The 14,301-nt window shown below is 55.4% G+C and carries 13 protein-coding genes; 6 read left to right on the top strand and 7 right to left on the bottom strand.

Going from position 1 to position 14,301, the window contains the following annotated elements; genetic code table 11:
• From G3I67_RS07315 to G3I67_RS07295, 5 genes are all read left to right on the top strand, one after another.
• Window positions 1–1,767, top strand: a complete 1,767-nt coding sequence (locus G3I67_RS07315) for a glutamine--tRNA ligase/YqeY domain fusion protein (protein WP_163653513.1) — start codon at window positions 1–3, stop codon at window positions 1,765–1,767.
• A 16-nt stretch (window positions 1,768–1,783) separates the two neighbouring features.
• Window positions 1,784–2,605, top strand: a complete 822-nt coding sequence (gene minC / locus G3I67_RS07310; protein WP_163653510.1) for a septum site-determining protein MinC — start codon at window positions 1,784–1,786, stop codon at window positions 2,603–2,605.
• Between the two features lie 109 nt (window positions 2,606–2,714).
• Entirely contained in the window at window positions 2,715–3,530 is an 816-nt protein-coding gene (minD, locus tag G3I67_RS07305; protein ID WP_163653508.1) for a septum site-determining protein MinD, read from the top strand.
• Window positions 3,530–3,784 (top strand): cell division topological specificity factor MinE, encoded by a 255-nt coding sequence (gene minE / locus G3I67_RS07300; RefSeq protein ID WP_163653505.1) that lies wholly within the window; start codon window positions 3,530–3,532, stop codon window positions 3,782–3,784. Before minD ends, minE begins: the two co-directional genes overlap by 1 nt.
• Window positions 3,784–4,398, top strand: coding sequence for a phenylacetic acid degradation protein PaaY (locus G3I67_RS07295; RefSeq protein ID WP_163654087.1), 615 nt, complete (start codon window positions 3,784–3,786; stop codon window positions 4,396–4,398). The genes minE and G3I67_RS07295 overlap by 1 nt, the downstream gene beginning before the upstream one ends.
• 44 nt (window positions 4,399–4,442) lie before the next feature.
• Here the strand turns inward: G3I67_RS07295 and G3I67_RS07290 are convergent, their stop codons facing one another.
• Both G3I67_RS07290 and ettA read right to left on the bottom strand, forming a co-directional pair.
• On the bottom strand, window positions 4,443–6,341 hold the full coding sequence (locus G3I67_RS07290; protein ID WP_163653501.1) for a B12-binding domain-containing radical SAM protein: 1,899 nt from the start codon (window positions 6,339–6,341) through the stop codon (window positions 4,443–4,445).
• Between the two features lie 2 nt (window positions 6,342–6,343).
• Complete coding sequence (gene ettA / locus G3I67_RS07285) at window positions 6,344–8,017, bottom strand: energy-dependent translational throttle protein EttA (protein ID WP_163653486.1); 1,674 nt, start codon at window positions 8,015–8,017, stop codon at window positions 6,344–6,346.
• Between the two features lie 149 nt (window positions 8,018–8,166).
• Here ettA and G3I67_RS07280 point away from each other — a divergent pair, with 149 nt between their 5' ends.
• Entirely contained in the window at window positions 8,167–8,691 is a 525-nt protein-coding gene (locus G3I67_RS07280; RefSeq protein WP_163653483.1) for a hypothetical protein, read from the top strand.
• 59 nt (window positions 8,692–8,750) lie between these two features.
• Here the strand turns inward: G3I67_RS07280 and G3I67_RS07275 are convergent, their stop codons facing one another.
• The 5 genes from G3I67_RS07275 to G3I67_RS07255 all read right to left on the bottom strand — a co-directional run bounded on the left by G3I67_RS07275 (window position 8,751) and on the right by G3I67_RS07255 (window position 14,272).
• Window positions 8,751–9,758 (bottom strand): ABC transporter ATP-binding protein, encoded by a 1,008-nt coding sequence (locus tag G3I67_RS07275; RefSeq protein ID WP_163653480.1) that lies wholly within the window; start codon window positions 9,756–9,758, stop codon window positions 8,751–8,753.
• Window positions 9,755–10,729 carry an ABC transporter ATP-binding protein gene (locus G3I67_RS07270; RefSeq protein ID WP_163653461.1) on the bottom strand — a complete coding sequence of 325 codons (975 nt, stop codon included), beginning with the start codon at window positions 10,727–10,729 and terminating at the stop codon, window positions 9,755–9,757. The genes G3I67_RS07275 and G3I67_RS07270 overlap by 4 nt, the downstream gene beginning before the upstream one ends.
• A gap of 7 nt (window positions 10,730–10,736) precedes the next feature.
• A complete protein-coding gene (locus G3I67_RS07265; RefSeq protein WP_163653457.1) occupies window positions 10,737–11,651 on the bottom strand; it encodes an ABC transporter permease in 915 nt (304 codons plus the stop codon).
• Window positions 11,651–12,640 carry an ABC transporter permease gene (locus G3I67_RS07260; RefSeq protein WP_163653454.1) on the bottom strand — a complete coding sequence of 330 codons (990 nt, stop codon included), beginning with the start codon at window positions 12,638–12,640 and terminating at the stop codon, window positions 11,651–11,653. The genes G3I67_RS07265 and G3I67_RS07260 overlap by 1 nt, the downstream gene beginning before the upstream one ends.
• 63 nt (window positions 12,641–12,703) lie before the next feature.
• Window positions 12,704–14,272, bottom strand: coding sequence for an ABC transporter substrate-binding protein (locus G3I67_RS07255; RefSeq protein WP_163653451.1), 1,569 nt, complete (start codon window positions 14,270–14,272; stop codon window positions 12,704–12,706).
• Window positions 14,273–14,301: the final 29 nt, after the last annotated feature.

The following is a 14,301-nucleotide window of genomic DNA, read 5'->3' as shown; positions in this document are numbered from 1 at the left end:
ATGAGTTCAGAATCAACTGCTCCAGTTGCGACCAATTTTTTGCGCAACATTATCGAATCCGACCTGTCCGCGGGCAAGTTCACCGAAAAACGCTGGGCAGGCCAACCCGGCCCGGCATCTGTTCAGATGGCCGGCCAACCCGATCCTGCCCGCATACGTACGCGGTTTCCGCCCGAACCCAATGGCTACTTGCATATCGGCCACGCCAAGAGCATATGCCTGAATTTCGGCCTTGCGCGGGATTTTGGCGGCGTCTGCCACATGCGTTTCGATGACACCAATCCCGAAAAAGAAGAGCAGGAATACGTGGATGCCATCATCGATGCCGTCAAATGGCTGGGATTTGACTGGAATGCAAACGGCACCGAGCACCTTTACTTCGCCAGCGACTATTTTCAGGTGATGTTCGAATGCGCCGAGTCCCTGATCGAGGCTGGACTGGCCTACGTCGATGAACAAAGCCCGGAAACCATGCGCACTATGCGCGGCACCCTGACCGAGGCCGGCAAGGATTCACCCTGGCGTGACCGCCCGGCAGAAGAATCCCTCAATCTTTTGCGCCAAATGCGCGACGGAAAGCACCCCGATGGCAGCATGGCGCTTCGCGCCCGCATCGACATGGCTTCGCCCAACATCAATATGCGCGACCCGGTTCTGTACCGGATTCGTCACGCCACCCATCATCGTACTGGTGATCAATGGTGCGTCTATCCGATGTATGCCTTCGCCCACCCGATCGAAGATGCGCTCGAAGGGATCACGCACAGCATCTGCACGCTCGAATTCGAAGATCAGCGCCCCTTTTACGACTGGGTACTGAACAACCTGCAGCGGCTGGGCAAACTGGCCGCGCCCCTGCCGCATCAGTACGAATTCGCCCGCCTGAACATGAGCTACATTGTCACCAGCAAGCGAAAACTGCTTCAACTGGTCAAGGACGGGCATGTCAATGGCTGGGATGATCCACGCATGCCCACTATCGCCGGACTGCGCCGTCGCGGCTACACGGCATCAGCCTTGCGCCTGTTTTGCGAGCGCACTGGGGTGTCCAAGTCAAACTCTCGCATCGATTACAGCCTGCTGGACCAGGCCATGCGAGAAGACCAGGATCCGCACGCACATAGGTCCGTCGCGATTCTGGACCCGCTCAAGTTGGTCATCACCAACTTTCCGGCCGATAAAGTCGAACTTTGCCACGCCCCCCGTAATCCGCATCATCCCGAAATGGGCATGCGAGAATTTCCATTGACCCGGGAGCTCTGGATAGAAAAAGAGGATTTTGCCGAAGTTCCGCCCAAAAAATACTTTAGGCTATTCCCGGGCAACAGTGTGCGTCTCAAGTACGGCTATGTCGTCACTTGCACAGGGTTCAACAAGGATGCCGCAGGCAACATTACCGAAGTTCACGTCGAATACAACCCTGACACTAAAAGCGGGACTCCGGGATCCGATTCAGTCAAGGTCAAGGGCAACGTGACCTGGGTTAGCGCATCGCACGCCATCCCCGCCGAACTGCGTCTTTACGACCGCTTGTTCTCCGAACCATTCCCCGATGCCGGCGACGGCGACTTTCTGGCCTGCCTGAACCCGACATCGATCGAAACAGTTCACGGCTGGCTGGAACCGGGCACGATTGCCGAGCCGGGCGTAGTCACCCAGTTCGAGCGTCTTGGCTATTTTGTCGCGGACGCCAAGGATTCGACTGCGGAGAAACCCGTGTTTAACCGGGTCACCACCCTGAAAGACACGTGGGCCGCCGGCGCCTGAGGTATTATCTGCTGCAATGACTACTGATACTCTCGCCCTCGACTTTAAAAGCGCAACCCTCTATGCCGTTCGCGTCGTTTTGCAACACGCCGACACGGATGTTTTGCTTCAAGCCCTGCAAAAACGCATGGCCGAGGCGGGCTCGTTTTTCGAAGACGAACCGGTTGTGATCGATGCAAGTCGCATCGAAGAACCTCTGGACTGGCCTGTTTTGATACAGGCATTGCGCGATCACCGTCTGCCGGTCATCGGTGTAGTCGCTCAGGGCGACAATCTGTTGGCTGCACAAGATTGCGGATTGACGCTAGTCGACTTATCAGGTGCGCCTGCACGCGCCCCGGCAGCCGACTCGGCAGCAAAATCGCCTCCTACCCCGATCGAAACTCCGGCTAAAGGTCCGGCCAAGAAATCGACACCTGCACCGACACCTGCATCGACAACCGCACCGACAACCGCACCGTCAAGCGCATCGACACCCGCATCTGCTCCGGCCGTAAAATCGGAATCCACCATGGTGGTGAACGGACCGCTCAGATCCGGGCAGCGTATTTACGCGCGCAATGGCGACTTGATCGTCATGGGGCTGGTCAGTCAGGGCGCCGAAGTGATCGCGGATGGCAACATCCATATTTACGGTCCGCTGCGCGGCAAAGCAATGGCGGGCGCGCGTGGCGACAGCTCGGCACGAATTTTCACGACCGGACTGGACGCAGAGCTCGTCGCGGTGGCTGGTGTCTACCGCGTGATCGACTCGAAATTATCCGAAGACGTGCACCAGCGCCCCGCGCTGGTGCAACTAGAAAAGGAAGCATTGCAAATCAAGCCTCTTGATCAATAAGATATTGAATATTTGTCCGGAATTGTGAAACATTTCCGGTAGTTTTGTTTTAAGCAGTTTCGCGGTAAGCAGTTTTATAAAAATCTAATTATTTAAGGATTGGTGCGTCATGACACGTATTGTGGTGGTGACTTCAGGCAAAGGCGGTGTCGGTAAAACAACGACGAGCGCAAGTTTTTCTTCCGGTTTGGCCATGCGCGGCTTCAAAACTGCCGTCATCGACTTCGACGTGGGCCTGCGCAACCTTGATCTGATCATGGGTTGCGAGCGACGTGTCGTGTATGACTTCGTCAACGTCATTCAGGGTGAGGCCACGCTGAATCAAGCGTTGATCAAGGACAAGAACCTTGAAAACCTGTTCGTCCTGCCCGCATCGCAAACACGCGACAAGGACGCTTTATCTTTGGAAGGCGTAGAAAAAGTCATCAACGACCTCAAAGGCATGGGTTTCGATTACATCGTTTGCGATTCGCCCGCCGGTATCGAAACCGGCGCGCTGTTGGCCGCCTATTTTGCCGATGATGCACTGGTCGTGACCAACCCCGAAGTTTCCTCGGTTCGCGACTCAGATCGCATCCTGGGCATTCTGGCTTCAAAATCGCGTCGCGCGGTTCAGGGCGACGAACCCGTCAAAGAGTTTTTGCTGCTGACCCGCTACAACCCCAAGCGCGTCGAAGACGGCGAAATGCTGTCGCTCAAGGACATCGAGGACATCCTGCGCATCAAGCTGATCGGCGTGATTCCCGAGTCGGAATCCGTCCTGCACGCATCCAATCAGGGCTTGCCAGCCATTCACCTCGAAAACACGGACGTGTCCGAAGCCTATCGCGATGTGGTTGCGCGCTACCTGGGAGAAGAAAAGCCACTGCGCTTCGTTGACTACGAAAAGCCCGGCCTCTTCAAGCGTCTGTTCGGAGGCAAATAATGTCTTTTCTGTCATTTTTGCTCGGGCAGAAAAAAACTTCTGCCAACGTCGCCAAAGAACGCCTGCAAATCATCCTTGCGCATGAACGTGTCGGCGGTGAATCCACGCCGGACTACCTGCCGCAATTGCAACAGGAGCTTGTCGCCGTCATTTCCAAATACGTGAAGATCAACCCCGATGACATCAAAGTCAGCCTCGAAAGCCAAGGCAGCCTCGAAGTCCTCGAAGTCAAGATAGAAATGCCACAACGATGATGCTCAAGGTTTACTCCATCGACGGCATCACCCCTGTTGTTGACCCCACCGCTTATGTCCACCCAACCGCTGTCCTGATTGGAGACGTGGTGATCGGTCCGCGTTGCTATGTAGGCCCTTTGGCCAGCCTGCGTGGCGACTTTGGTCGTATCGTTATGCTTGAAGGATCGAACATTCAGGACGGATGCGTCGTGCATGGTTTTTCGAACACCGAAACCGTCATCGGCGTGGATGGCCATATCGGCCACTCGGCCGTATTGCATGGTTGCAAAATCGGCACTAACGCGATGGTCGGCATGAATGCGGTTGTCATGGATGAAGCAGTCATCGGCGATGCCAGCATTGTCGGCGCGTCTTCTTTCGTCAAGGCAGGCATGGTGATCCCACCTCGCAGCATGGTGATGGGCACTCCCGCTAAGGTCGTCCGCGAATTGCGCGATGAAGAAATCCACTGGAAGGGGCTGGGAACGAAGCAATACCAGGACCTTGTGGTGCGTTGCCTGAACACTATGGAATGCGTCGATCCCCTACCTGCGGTTGAACCAAACCGCAAACGTCTGGTGATGGAAACAGGTGTGAAGGCAAAGATTCAATCTCGCCGCGAAAATAACTAACTGCGATCATTGGACACAGGTCGCACAACTCGTTTCGGACAGCACTACCCCATCAAGGCGCGTGCTATCCGATGGCGCGCCACTGTCGTGCGTGGCACTTTGAATGGGAACCAGCTTCGGACGTCCTCTTCGAGTCCGATCCCATGCATGAAATTGTAGATAGCCTTTCTAAGCGCTTGCCCTAGTGCGGCATGATCTACGCCAGTCGGATCGATGAAGCCCACATCGTTTTGAGCAAAACTGACCGGAGGCAAAGGCTTGAGCGTCACGCCATACTCTTCTGGATGCAAACCAACCGGAGAATGCACCGAGCAAGTAAAGCGATGAAAAAAGCCGCTCTGGATGCAACCGTTTTCGAATAACTGCCGCACATACTCCAGTGCATCAACCGTATCCTGAACCGTCTGCGTCGGAAACCCGTACATCAGATAGGCATGCACCAGAATACCCGCATCGGAAAACGCTTTGGTGACGCGTGCAACCTGATCAACCGACACACCCTTCTTCATCAGTTTAAGCAAACGATCTGAAGCGACCTCCAGTCCACCCGATACGGCGATACAGCCACTGTCGGCGAGCAGTTCACACAAATCAGGCGTGAATGTTTTTTCGAATCTGATATTGCCCCACCACGAAATATCCAGATTGCGATCCAGCAACTCGGTTGCCAAGGCCTTTAACGCCTTGGGGGGTGCGGCCTCATCCACAAAATGAAATCCTGTCTGACCGGTTTCGTTTACGATCGCCTGAATTCTATCGGCCAACACGCTCGCGGATGCCTGCTCGTACCTGCCGATGTAATCCAGACTGACATCGCAAAAGCTGCACTTCTTCCAGTAACAACCATGCGCAACGGTGAGCTTATTCCAACGACCATCGCTCCACAATCTATGCATTGGATTGAGCATATCCAGCAATGAAAGGTAGCGATCAAGCGGCAAACCGTCCCAGGTTGGCGTACCGACTTCTTCAAATGGGATATCCGGTTCGACCAGATTGATATAGCGGACTTGATGAGATTGCGGATCGCACACAAATGTACGAACCAGACGACTTGCTGTGCGTTTGCCCTGAACATGTTCAAGCAATGCCAGCAAGGGTCGTTCGCCTGCATCCAGCGTCACAAAATCGAAGTAATCAAACACGCGGGGCTCTGACAATTGCCGCAGTTCGGTATTGACGAAGCCGCCGCCCAACACTGTTTTGATGTCCGGATGCGATGCTTTAATAGTTTGCGCGATTCGAAACGCCGCATACACCGATCCCGGAAACGGCACGGACAACAGCACAACAGTCGGTCGATGTGTCTGCAACGCCTGCACCGTCAGATTGCGTAAAGTATCGTCCACTAAATTTGGCGAGGCCTCAAGCGCCTGCGCCAATGCATCAAAGCTTGCCTGGCTGGCTGCAAGCGACTCTGCATAACGCACGAATTCAAATCGCGAATCGACCGCGTCTCGCAACACATCGGCCAGATCGTTGAGATACAAAGTCGCAATATGCTTGGCCTTATCCTGCAAGCCAAGCGCACCAAACGCCCAGGCAAGCGGATCGCCACCTTCGTCATCCACATACACATCCAGTGAATCAAATCGCGGTCCCTCGGGCAGGTAATTGCGCGCGGAAATCCGATGCGCCAGAGTGGTATCGCGTCCCTGCAAAAAATGAATGACAGGCTCGATTGTGCCGAGATAACGTTGCCGCTGTTCGATAAAGGACCGTATCGACGGAGTATGCCGTGATGTTGGCAGGGCTTCGATAATGTCGCATACCGCATGCAGGCCTTGCGTGCTGAGCAGTTCGAGCACAAGCGCCAGCGCCAAATCCTCTTGCACAGCGTCGATACCGCGCGAGCGCAAAAAACCCGTCAGATAAGCAGTTGACGGGTATGGTGTATTGAGTTGCGTCATCGGCGGGATGACCGAGAGGACGCGCAAACCCATGATTAGCGAAGCGCCTTGTAGCGGATGCGTTTCGGTGCTGCACCGGCTTCGCCGAGACGGCGTTTTTTGTCGGCTTCGTATTCCTGATAGTTGCCGTCAAAAAACACAACCTGCGAATCGCCTTCGAAAGCCAGGATATGTGTGGCAATGCGATCGAGGAACCAGCGATCATGGCTAATTACCATCACCGATCCCGCAAACTCGAGCAATGCGTCTTCCAGCGCGCGCAAGGTTTCGACGTCCAGATCGTTTGACGGTTCATCTAGTAGCAATACGTTGCCACCGGCAATCAAGGTCTTGGCCAAGTGCAAGCGACCGCGTTCGCCACCTGACAATTGTCCGACGATTTTGCCCTGATCCGCGCCTTTGAAGTTAAAGCGGCCAAGATAAGCACGGGCAGGCATTTCGAACTTGCCTACAGTCAACAAGTCCGCGCCATCGGCAATGGTATCGAACACGGTTTTATTTTCTGGCAACGATTCGCGTGACTGATCGACAAAAGACACTTTGACGGTTTGGCCAATTTTGACCTCGCCGCTGTCGGGTTTTTCAAGGCCGGCGATCATTTTGAACAGCGTGGATTTACCCGCACCGTTCGGACCGATGATGCCGACGATCGCACCAGGTGGTACACGGAAGCTCAAATTATCGATCAGCAAACGATCTCCAAACGATTTGCTGACATTAACGAACTCGATCACCTCATTACCCAGGCGCTCAGCAACAGGGATGAAGATTTCGGATGTTTCATTTCGTTTCTGATATTCGTGCGATGACAACTCCTCGAACCGTGTCATGCGGGCCTTGGCCTTGGCCTGGCGCCCCTTGGCATTTTGGCGCACCCATTCGAGTTCTTTCTTGATCGTTTTCTGGCGGGCGGACTCGGTTGCCTCTTCCTGCTTCAGGCGATCATCCTTTTGTTCGAGCCATGAACTGTAATTGCCTTTCCAGGGGATGCCATGGCCGCGGTCAAGCTCAAGAATCCACTCAGCCGCATTATCCAGAAAGTAACGATCGTGAGTTACACCTACGACCGTGCCCGGGAATCGCGTCAGAAACTGCTCAAGCCATTCCACGCTTTCGGCATCCAGGTGGTTGGTCGGTTCATCCAGCAACAACATATCGGGTTTGGACAGCAACAAGCGGCAAAGCGCGACACGTCGTTTTTCACCACCGGACAACTTGCCGACATTAGCGTCCCATGGAGGCAGGCGCAACGCATCGGCAGCGATTTCCATCTGGGTTTCGATGTCGTCCGCCCCACTTGACGCGGCAGCGGAAATGATCGCTTCAAGTTCGGCCTGCTCGGCGGCAAGCTTGTCGAAATCCGCATCCGGCTCGGCATAAGCGGCATAAACCTCGTCCAGGCGTTTTTTGGCAGCCACAACAGGCCCCAGGCCTTCTTCCACCGCCTCGCGCACAGTGTGATCGGGATTAAGCTTGGGCTCCTGCTCCAGATAGCCGATATTCAATCCGGGCATCGGAACGGCTTCGCCTTCGATTTCCTTGTCCACACCCGCCATGATTTTAAGAAGTGTCGACTTGCCGGAGCCGTTCAAACCCAGCACGCCGATTTTGGCGCCAGGGAAGAAGGACAGGGAAATATCGCGCAAAATCTGGCGCTTGGGAGGCACCACTTTGCCAACGCGATGCATGGTGTAAACGTATTGAGCCATTTGGTCTTTCACTTAGAGTCGAAAACAATGCCGCTATTGTAGAGCTTGACGGCATTCGGGTCGCCCTTTCCGGTCGCGCGTCTTGGCCTGCAGGGCTATGATGTGATTAATTGACCATTGACTGGCGGCATTCGACATGCCGATGCGACATGAAAAACTCAAAAGACGATCCTGATCTGACCCTGCGATTTACCGAGCAAGAGCTGATCATGCTGGGCAAAACGGCCGACGGATTAAGCGCCTACATGGGCAAACCCGTGCTGGCCGAGGTCGGCATGGATGACGGCGCCGAATGGGTCATCTTCGCGATTCCAATCGGCACAGACGAAACACCGGACGAATCGGCCATGCATGTACAAATGGGCGGGCCGGATGCGCATTTTGTCGGCAACAAGGGCGGTCTGGATCTGGATACTGAAGTGTATGACTGCCAGTACCTGTGGGCGATCCAAATCACCGACGATCCGGAAGCCCGTTTCGTGCGACTAGACGACCAGGGCGAAGAGTTTGATTTCTCGAACGATCTGGGCGAGCTTCTGCCCTTCGAGCTCACCGACGAGGCCCTACCCGATCCAGATCTTGAAATGCTGGAAGATCTGGACGAGGAGGATGACGCGGATTGGTCCGATGAAGAAGAGGATCCGATGCAGCGCCCCAAGGGTCCCTTGCACTAAGGGACCAATGCACGCCAGGACCGATGCACTCTAGGACCGCTGCGCTAGGATTCTTCGTTTCAGACCTTGTCCATCGACCAGCCTTGCGCCACGCCATGGCAGGCGATCTGGCTTGAGCCGTCCACCACAGTCGGCGGCGCTTCGGTTTTGCACTGTTCACGCGCAAACGGGCAACGCGGATGAAAGGTGCAGCCGGTCGGAGGATTCAAGGGATTCGGCACTTCGCCTGCCACGGGGGTGCGTTTGGTCCCCTTGCCGGTCATATCCGGAATCGCCGAAAGCAGCATGCGGGTATACGGATGTCGAGGCTGCGTGAACAAAGTGTCCCGATCGGCGATTTCGACGATCCGCCCCAAATACATCACACCCACTCGATCCGCAACATGGTGCACCACGGCCAGGTTGTGCGAAATAAACAGATAAGTCAGGCCCAGATTGCGCTGCAGGTCCTTCATGATGTTGAGCACTTGCGCCTGAACAGACACATCCAGCGCCGAAGTTGGCTCATCGCACACCAGAAACTCCGGATTGACCGCAAGCGCACGGGCGATCGATATGCGTTGGCGCTGTCCACCCGAAAACTGATGGGGATAACGTGACTTGTCCGCAGGGTGCAAGCCGACCTGGGTGAGCAACGCATCGACACGCTCATTGCGTTCGGCTTCGGTCATTTTGGTGTGCGCTAACATCGGCTCGGCAATGATCCGGCCGACACGCCAGCGCGGATTCAAGCTCGCATACGGATCCTGAAAAATCATTTGCAGACGCTTTCGCATCGCCAAGCCGCCCGACCCCTGCATTCTGGACAAAGGCTCACCGTCAAACACGATGTTTCCGCGCGTCAATGGATACAGCCCCACCAGCATGCGGGCAATCGTCGACTTGCCGCAACCGGATTCGCCAACCAGCGCAAGCGTTTCGCCCTTGCGAATCGTGAACGACACCCCATCGACCGCGCGCAGAATGCTGCGGGGCTTGCGAGCCAGAACACGTTCAAGCCAAGGGGCGGAGACATCGAACCAGCGGGCCGCATCCTGCACTTCAATTAATGGGCGCTCGGTATTCATGCAACCTCCGATGATGCTTGCAACCAGCAAGCGGCGCGTGTCGTGCCCACTTGCTGTAATTCAGGCCGCTCGCTCTTGCAGCGCGGCATCACATGTGGACAGCGTGGATGAAAGGCGCAACCGGACGGAATCGCCGTCAGGCGGGGCATCGACCCATCGATCTGTACCAGTCTTTCGACATGCTCGTGCACCGAAGGGATCGACCCCATCAGACCCACCGTATAAGGATGGCGCGGAGAATGAATCACATCGTGAACACGGCCGATCTCGACCACGCGTCCCGCGTACATCACGACAACACGGTCGGCTGTTTCGGCGATGACACCCATGTCGTGGGTAATGAGCATGACTGCGGCGCCCTGCTCACGACAGAGCTTTTTGAGCAACTCGATGATCTGCGCCTGAATGGACACATCCAGTGCGGTGGTAGGTTCATCGGCCACGATTAATTTCGGCTCGGCAGCCAGGGCTAGCGCGATCACGACACGCTGGCGCATTCCGCCCGAAAACTGATGTGGATAATGGTCGATGCGTTCACGTGCAGCGGGGATGCCTGTCGCCTCAAGCAACTCGATCGCTCGCGCACGCGCCTGGGACCAGGTCATCGGCAAGTGCGTGACAATCGTTTCTGTCAACTGATGACCCACGGTGTAAAGCGGGTTAAGCGAAGTCAGTGGATCCTGGAAAATCGCGCCGATCTGCTTGCCGCGAATCGGCCGCATCTGCTCGTCGGTCAGATTATCGATCCGCTTGCCTTCAAGCATGATCTGACCGCCTGACACGCGCCCCGGAGGTTCGAGCAAACCAATAATGGCCGCGCCGGTCAGCGACTTGCCGGCACCGGACTCGCCCACCACGCCAACCACTTCACCGGCCGCGATCGAAAAGGATACTTCGTTGAGCGCTTTCAACGTGCCGTGTCGAGTCGGAAACTCGACACTCAACTCTCTTAATTCAAGAATATTGGACATGGTGTTCTCAGCTCAACCTTGGATTCAGGGCATCTCTTAGCCAGTCGCCAAGCAAGTTGAACGACAGCACTAGCAACACAAGGGCCGCACCCGGAAAAATCGTAATCCACCACTCGCCCGAAAACAGGAAGTCGTTTCCGATGCGGATCAATGTGCCAAGCGATGGCGATGTCGGCGGCACGCCCACCCCGAGAAAGGACAATGTCGCCTCGGTAATGATTGCCGTGGCAAGGTGCACGGTCGCCAACACCAAAACGGGACCCAGCACATTGGGCAGAACATGGCGAAACATAATGACGGGAGAGGAAATTCCAATCACGCGGGCTGCCTGGACATACTCGCGATTCTTTTCCACCAGAGTCGAGCCGCGTACGGTGCGCGCATACTGCGGCCATCCGGCAAGCGCGATGGCCCCCACCAGCACCGGAAACGCGATGACTTCGTGCATATCACCGGGAACAACCGCACGCGCAACGCCATCAATCAGCAATGCGATCAGAATCGCCGGAAAAGACAATTGCACATCCGCGATACGCATGATGAGGGCGTCGACGCGTCCGCCGGCATATCCGGATATCAGGCCCAGCACGATACCCATCAGCATCGCACCCAGTACGGACGCCAGTCCGATCAACAGCGATACGCGCGTACCGTACATCAGCGCCGACAACAAATCACGACCTTGGCTGTCGGTGCCCAGCAGATACTTTGCCGAACCTTCGGCATCCCATACAGGCGGCTTTAATGCATCCATCAAATCGATCGTTGCCAGATCAAAAGGATTATGCGGTGCAATCCAACCGGCACCGAACGAAGCCACCAGCAATACCGCCAACATGATGGTCGCGATGATCGCAACGGGCTGATGACGCCATGACCAAGCCAGATCGCCATTCCAGAATTTTTTCATAGCAGCAACCATCAGTGGCCACCTCCCGACTTGCCCAGGCCGGCACGCAGCCTCGGGTCCACTGCGAAATAAAGCAGATCGACCGTCAGATTAATGACGACAAAAATCAAAGAAATCAGGCACAGATACGCAGCCATCACCGGAATATCGGCGAACTGCACAGCCTGGATGAAAAGCAATCCCATGCCCGGCCATTGAAATACGGTTTCCGTAACGATGGCAAAAGCGATGATGCCGCCAAGCTGCAAGCCCATGATCGTGATGACAGGCACAAGCGTATTCTTCAATGCGTGACCGAAATGAATCGCGCGCTTGGTTAACCCACGTGCGCGTGCGAACTTGATGTAATCGGTGCGCAGCACCTCAAGCATTTCGGATCGGACAAGCCTGAGCACCAGTGCCACCTGAAACATCGACAACGTGACTGCCGGCAAAATCAAATGCGTCCATCCACTTGATGTCAGCAACCCGGTTGTCCACCATCCAAGTCGGACGGTATCGCCGCGTCCGTAACTCGGCAACCAACCGAGCATGACGGAAAACACCAGAATCAACAGGATACCGATCAAAAACGTGGGTAAAGATACGCCCAAAAGAGAAAAACCGAGAAACACCTGCGACAGCTTGCTGTTGCGCTTAAGCGCGGTGTAGACGCCCAACGGCAAGCCGACGATCAACGCGATGAAGGCGGCAGCGATGGACAACTCGAGGGTAGCGGGAAATCTCTCGCGCAACAGGACCGAAACTTTCTGGCCTTGTCTTAACGACAACCCAAAGTCGCCCTGCATTGCGTTGACAACGAAGTGATAGAACTGAACAACCACGGGATCATTCAGGCCGAGTTGCTCGCGCAGCTCGGCGATTTCAGTCGGAGTTGCCTCCTGACCAAGCATGATGGTCACGGGATCACCGACAAACTGGAATAACACGAAGGCCAGCAAAGCCACCGCCAGCATGACACCGACGGACTGAACCAACCGACGCACAATGAATGCAAACATAATGTCTCACGAAAAAGACACGGCATCCCGCAGGATGCCGCGTCCGAATCAAAAACGGACTACTTAGTCAATCTTGACCCATTCAATCACCGGACGATTGTCGGCGCGATGCAGAATGTTGACGTTTTTCTTCATTGCCCAGGGGATGATCTGGTCATGCAGGGGAAGTGCGCCAAAGTCCTTGGCGTAGAGCGCCAAAGCTTCGTGGATCATAGCCGTACGCTTCTTGTCGTCGGTCTCGACCTTGATCGCGTCGATCAACTGGTCAACCTTCGGATTGGCATAGCCGCCGTAATTGAAGGCGCCGTTGGCACCCTCGCCTTTGCTGTGCAAAATAGCCTGCAAGGTGTAATAGGCATCAAACGTCGGCACGCCCCATCCAAACAGATAAATGCTGGTGTCGTTGCTGATCTTGGGGAAGAACGTCGCACGCGGCATCGCATTGAGCTTGGCTTTCACGCCGGCCTTGGCCCACATCGCAACCAGTGCCTGACAGATCGCCTCATCGTTGATGTAGCGGTTGTTCGGGCAATCGATCGTGAACTCAAGATTGTTTTCGTAGCCGGCTTCCTTGAGCAAGGCCTTGGCTTTGTTCAGATCATAAGGAACGCGCTTGCCGAGCTCTTCGGTATATCCATTGACCTGCGGAGCGATCATAGTGCCGGTTGGCAGAGACATGCCACGCATCACTGATTTCTTGATCGCGTCGATGTCGATGGCACGGTACAACGCCTCGCGCACACGCACATCGGCAAACGGGTTCTTGCCCTTGATGTTGCTGTACTTCAGCTCGGGGCTCTTCTGGTCCATGCCGATGAAGATGGTGCGGTATTCGTTGCCGTCCACCACTTTGACTTGCTTGCGCAAGCGATCCAGATCCTGTGCGGGTGGATCCAGCACAAAATCAACCTCACCAGAAAGCAACGCTGCGGTACGGGTCGCGTTTTGCTTGATCGGCGTGTAGACGATCTCTGTCACGTTACCCTTTTTGGTCGGCTTGCCCCACCAGTCGGGATTTTCGACATAAACCGTTTTGATATCGACTTCGCGCGATTTCAGTTTGTAAGGACCCGTGCCCATGGCGTTGCGGGCAGCGTAGCTTTCTTCCTTGTTGTTGAAATCCTGCGGCTTGGTCACGCCGTTCTTTTCGGACCAGGCCTTGCTCATCATGCCAAGCGAGGGCAATTGACGCAGCAAAACCGGATTTGGGCCGGCCGTTTCTATTTCAAGCGTCAGCGGATCCACCGCGCGCGCATCCTTCACGCCGGCCACATAGGACTTGAATTGCGATGTTGGCTGCATGGCGCGCTTGATAGAGAAAGCAGCGTCTTCTGCAGTAAAGGTCGTGCCATCCTGGAACTTGACGTTAGGACGGATCTTGAAGCGCCAGAGCGAAGGATTGACCTGTTCCCAAGATTCGGCAAGCGAGGGAATCACTTCGAACTTCTCGTTGTAGCGAACAAGCGGATCGTATACCCACAGGTTAGCCGCAATATTCAAGCCCTCGTTCTGCGAGTGCGGGTCCAGGGTCATGATGTCGCCCTGGCTGGTCCATTTAAGCGTTTTGGCAAATCCGGCTGCTGGCAAAAGCATGGCTGCCGACAAGGCGGTAGCGATCAAAGTGCGGCGCATGGGGTAACTCCGTTTTTTAGTTCCGTAAC

Source organism: Sheuella amnicola (assembly GCF_010499255.1).
Taxonomy (GTDB): domain Bacteria; phylum Pseudomonadota; class Gammaproteobacteria; order Burkholderiales; family Burkholderiaceae_B; genus Zwartia; species Zwartia amnicola.
The sequence above is the reverse complement of the archived record's forward strand: the minus strand, read 5'-3'. Positions and strand labels throughout refer to the sequence as shown.

Bases quoted from the DNA above. Each gene is read 5' to 3' on its own strand.
- G3I67_RS07275 (WP_163653480.1), bottom strand. From the start codon at position 9,758: ATGAATACCGAGCGCCCATTAATTGAAGTGCAGGATGCGGCCCGCTGG.
- minD (WP_163653508.1), top strand. From the start codon at position 2,715: ATGACACGTATTGTGGTGGTGACTTCAGGCAAAGGCGGTGTCGGTAAA.
- G3I67_RS07295 (WP_163654087.1), top strand. From the start codon at position 3,784: ATGCTCAAGGTTTACTCCATCGACGGCATCACCCCTGTTGTTGACCCC.
- G3I67_RS07280 (WP_163653483.1), top strand. From the start codon at position 8,167: ATGAAAAACTCAAAAGACGATCCTGATCTGACCCTGCGATTTACCGAG.
- minC (WP_163653510.1), top strand. From the start codon at position 1,784: ATGACTACTGATACTCTCGCCCTCGACTTTAAAAGCGCAACCCTCTAT.
- G3I67_RS07260 (WP_163653454.1), bottom strand. From the start codon at position 12,640: ATGTTTGCATTCATTGTGCGTCGGTTGGTTCAGTCCGTCGGTGTCATG.
- ettA (WP_163653486.1), bottom strand. From the start codon at position 8,017: ATGGCTCAATACGTTTACACCATGCATCGCGTTGGCAAAGTGGTGCCT.
- G3I67_RS07290 (WP_163653501.1), bottom strand. From the start codon at position 6,341: ATGGGTTTGCGCGTCCTCTCGGTCATCCCGCCGATGACGCAACTCAAT.
- G3I67_RS07255 (WP_163653451.1), bottom strand. From the start codon at position 14,272: ATGCGCCGCACTTTGATCGCTACCGCCTTGTCGGCAGCCATGCTTTTG.
- minE (WP_163653505.1), top strand. From the start codon at position 3,530: ATGTCTTTTCTGTCATTTTTGCTCGGGCAGAAAAAAACTTCTGCCAAC.
- G3I67_RS07265 (WP_163653457.1), bottom strand. From the start codon at position 11,651: ATGGTTGCTGCTATGAAAAAATTCTGGAATGGCGATCTGGCTTGGTCA.
- G3I67_RS07270 (WP_163653461.1), bottom strand. From the start codon at position 10,729: ATGTCCAATATTCTTGAATTAAGAGAGTTGAGTGTCGAGTTTCCGACT.
- G3I67_RS07315 (WP_163653513.1), top strand. From the start codon at position 1: ATGAGTTCAGAATCAACTGCTCCAGTTGCGACCAATTTTTTGCGCAAC.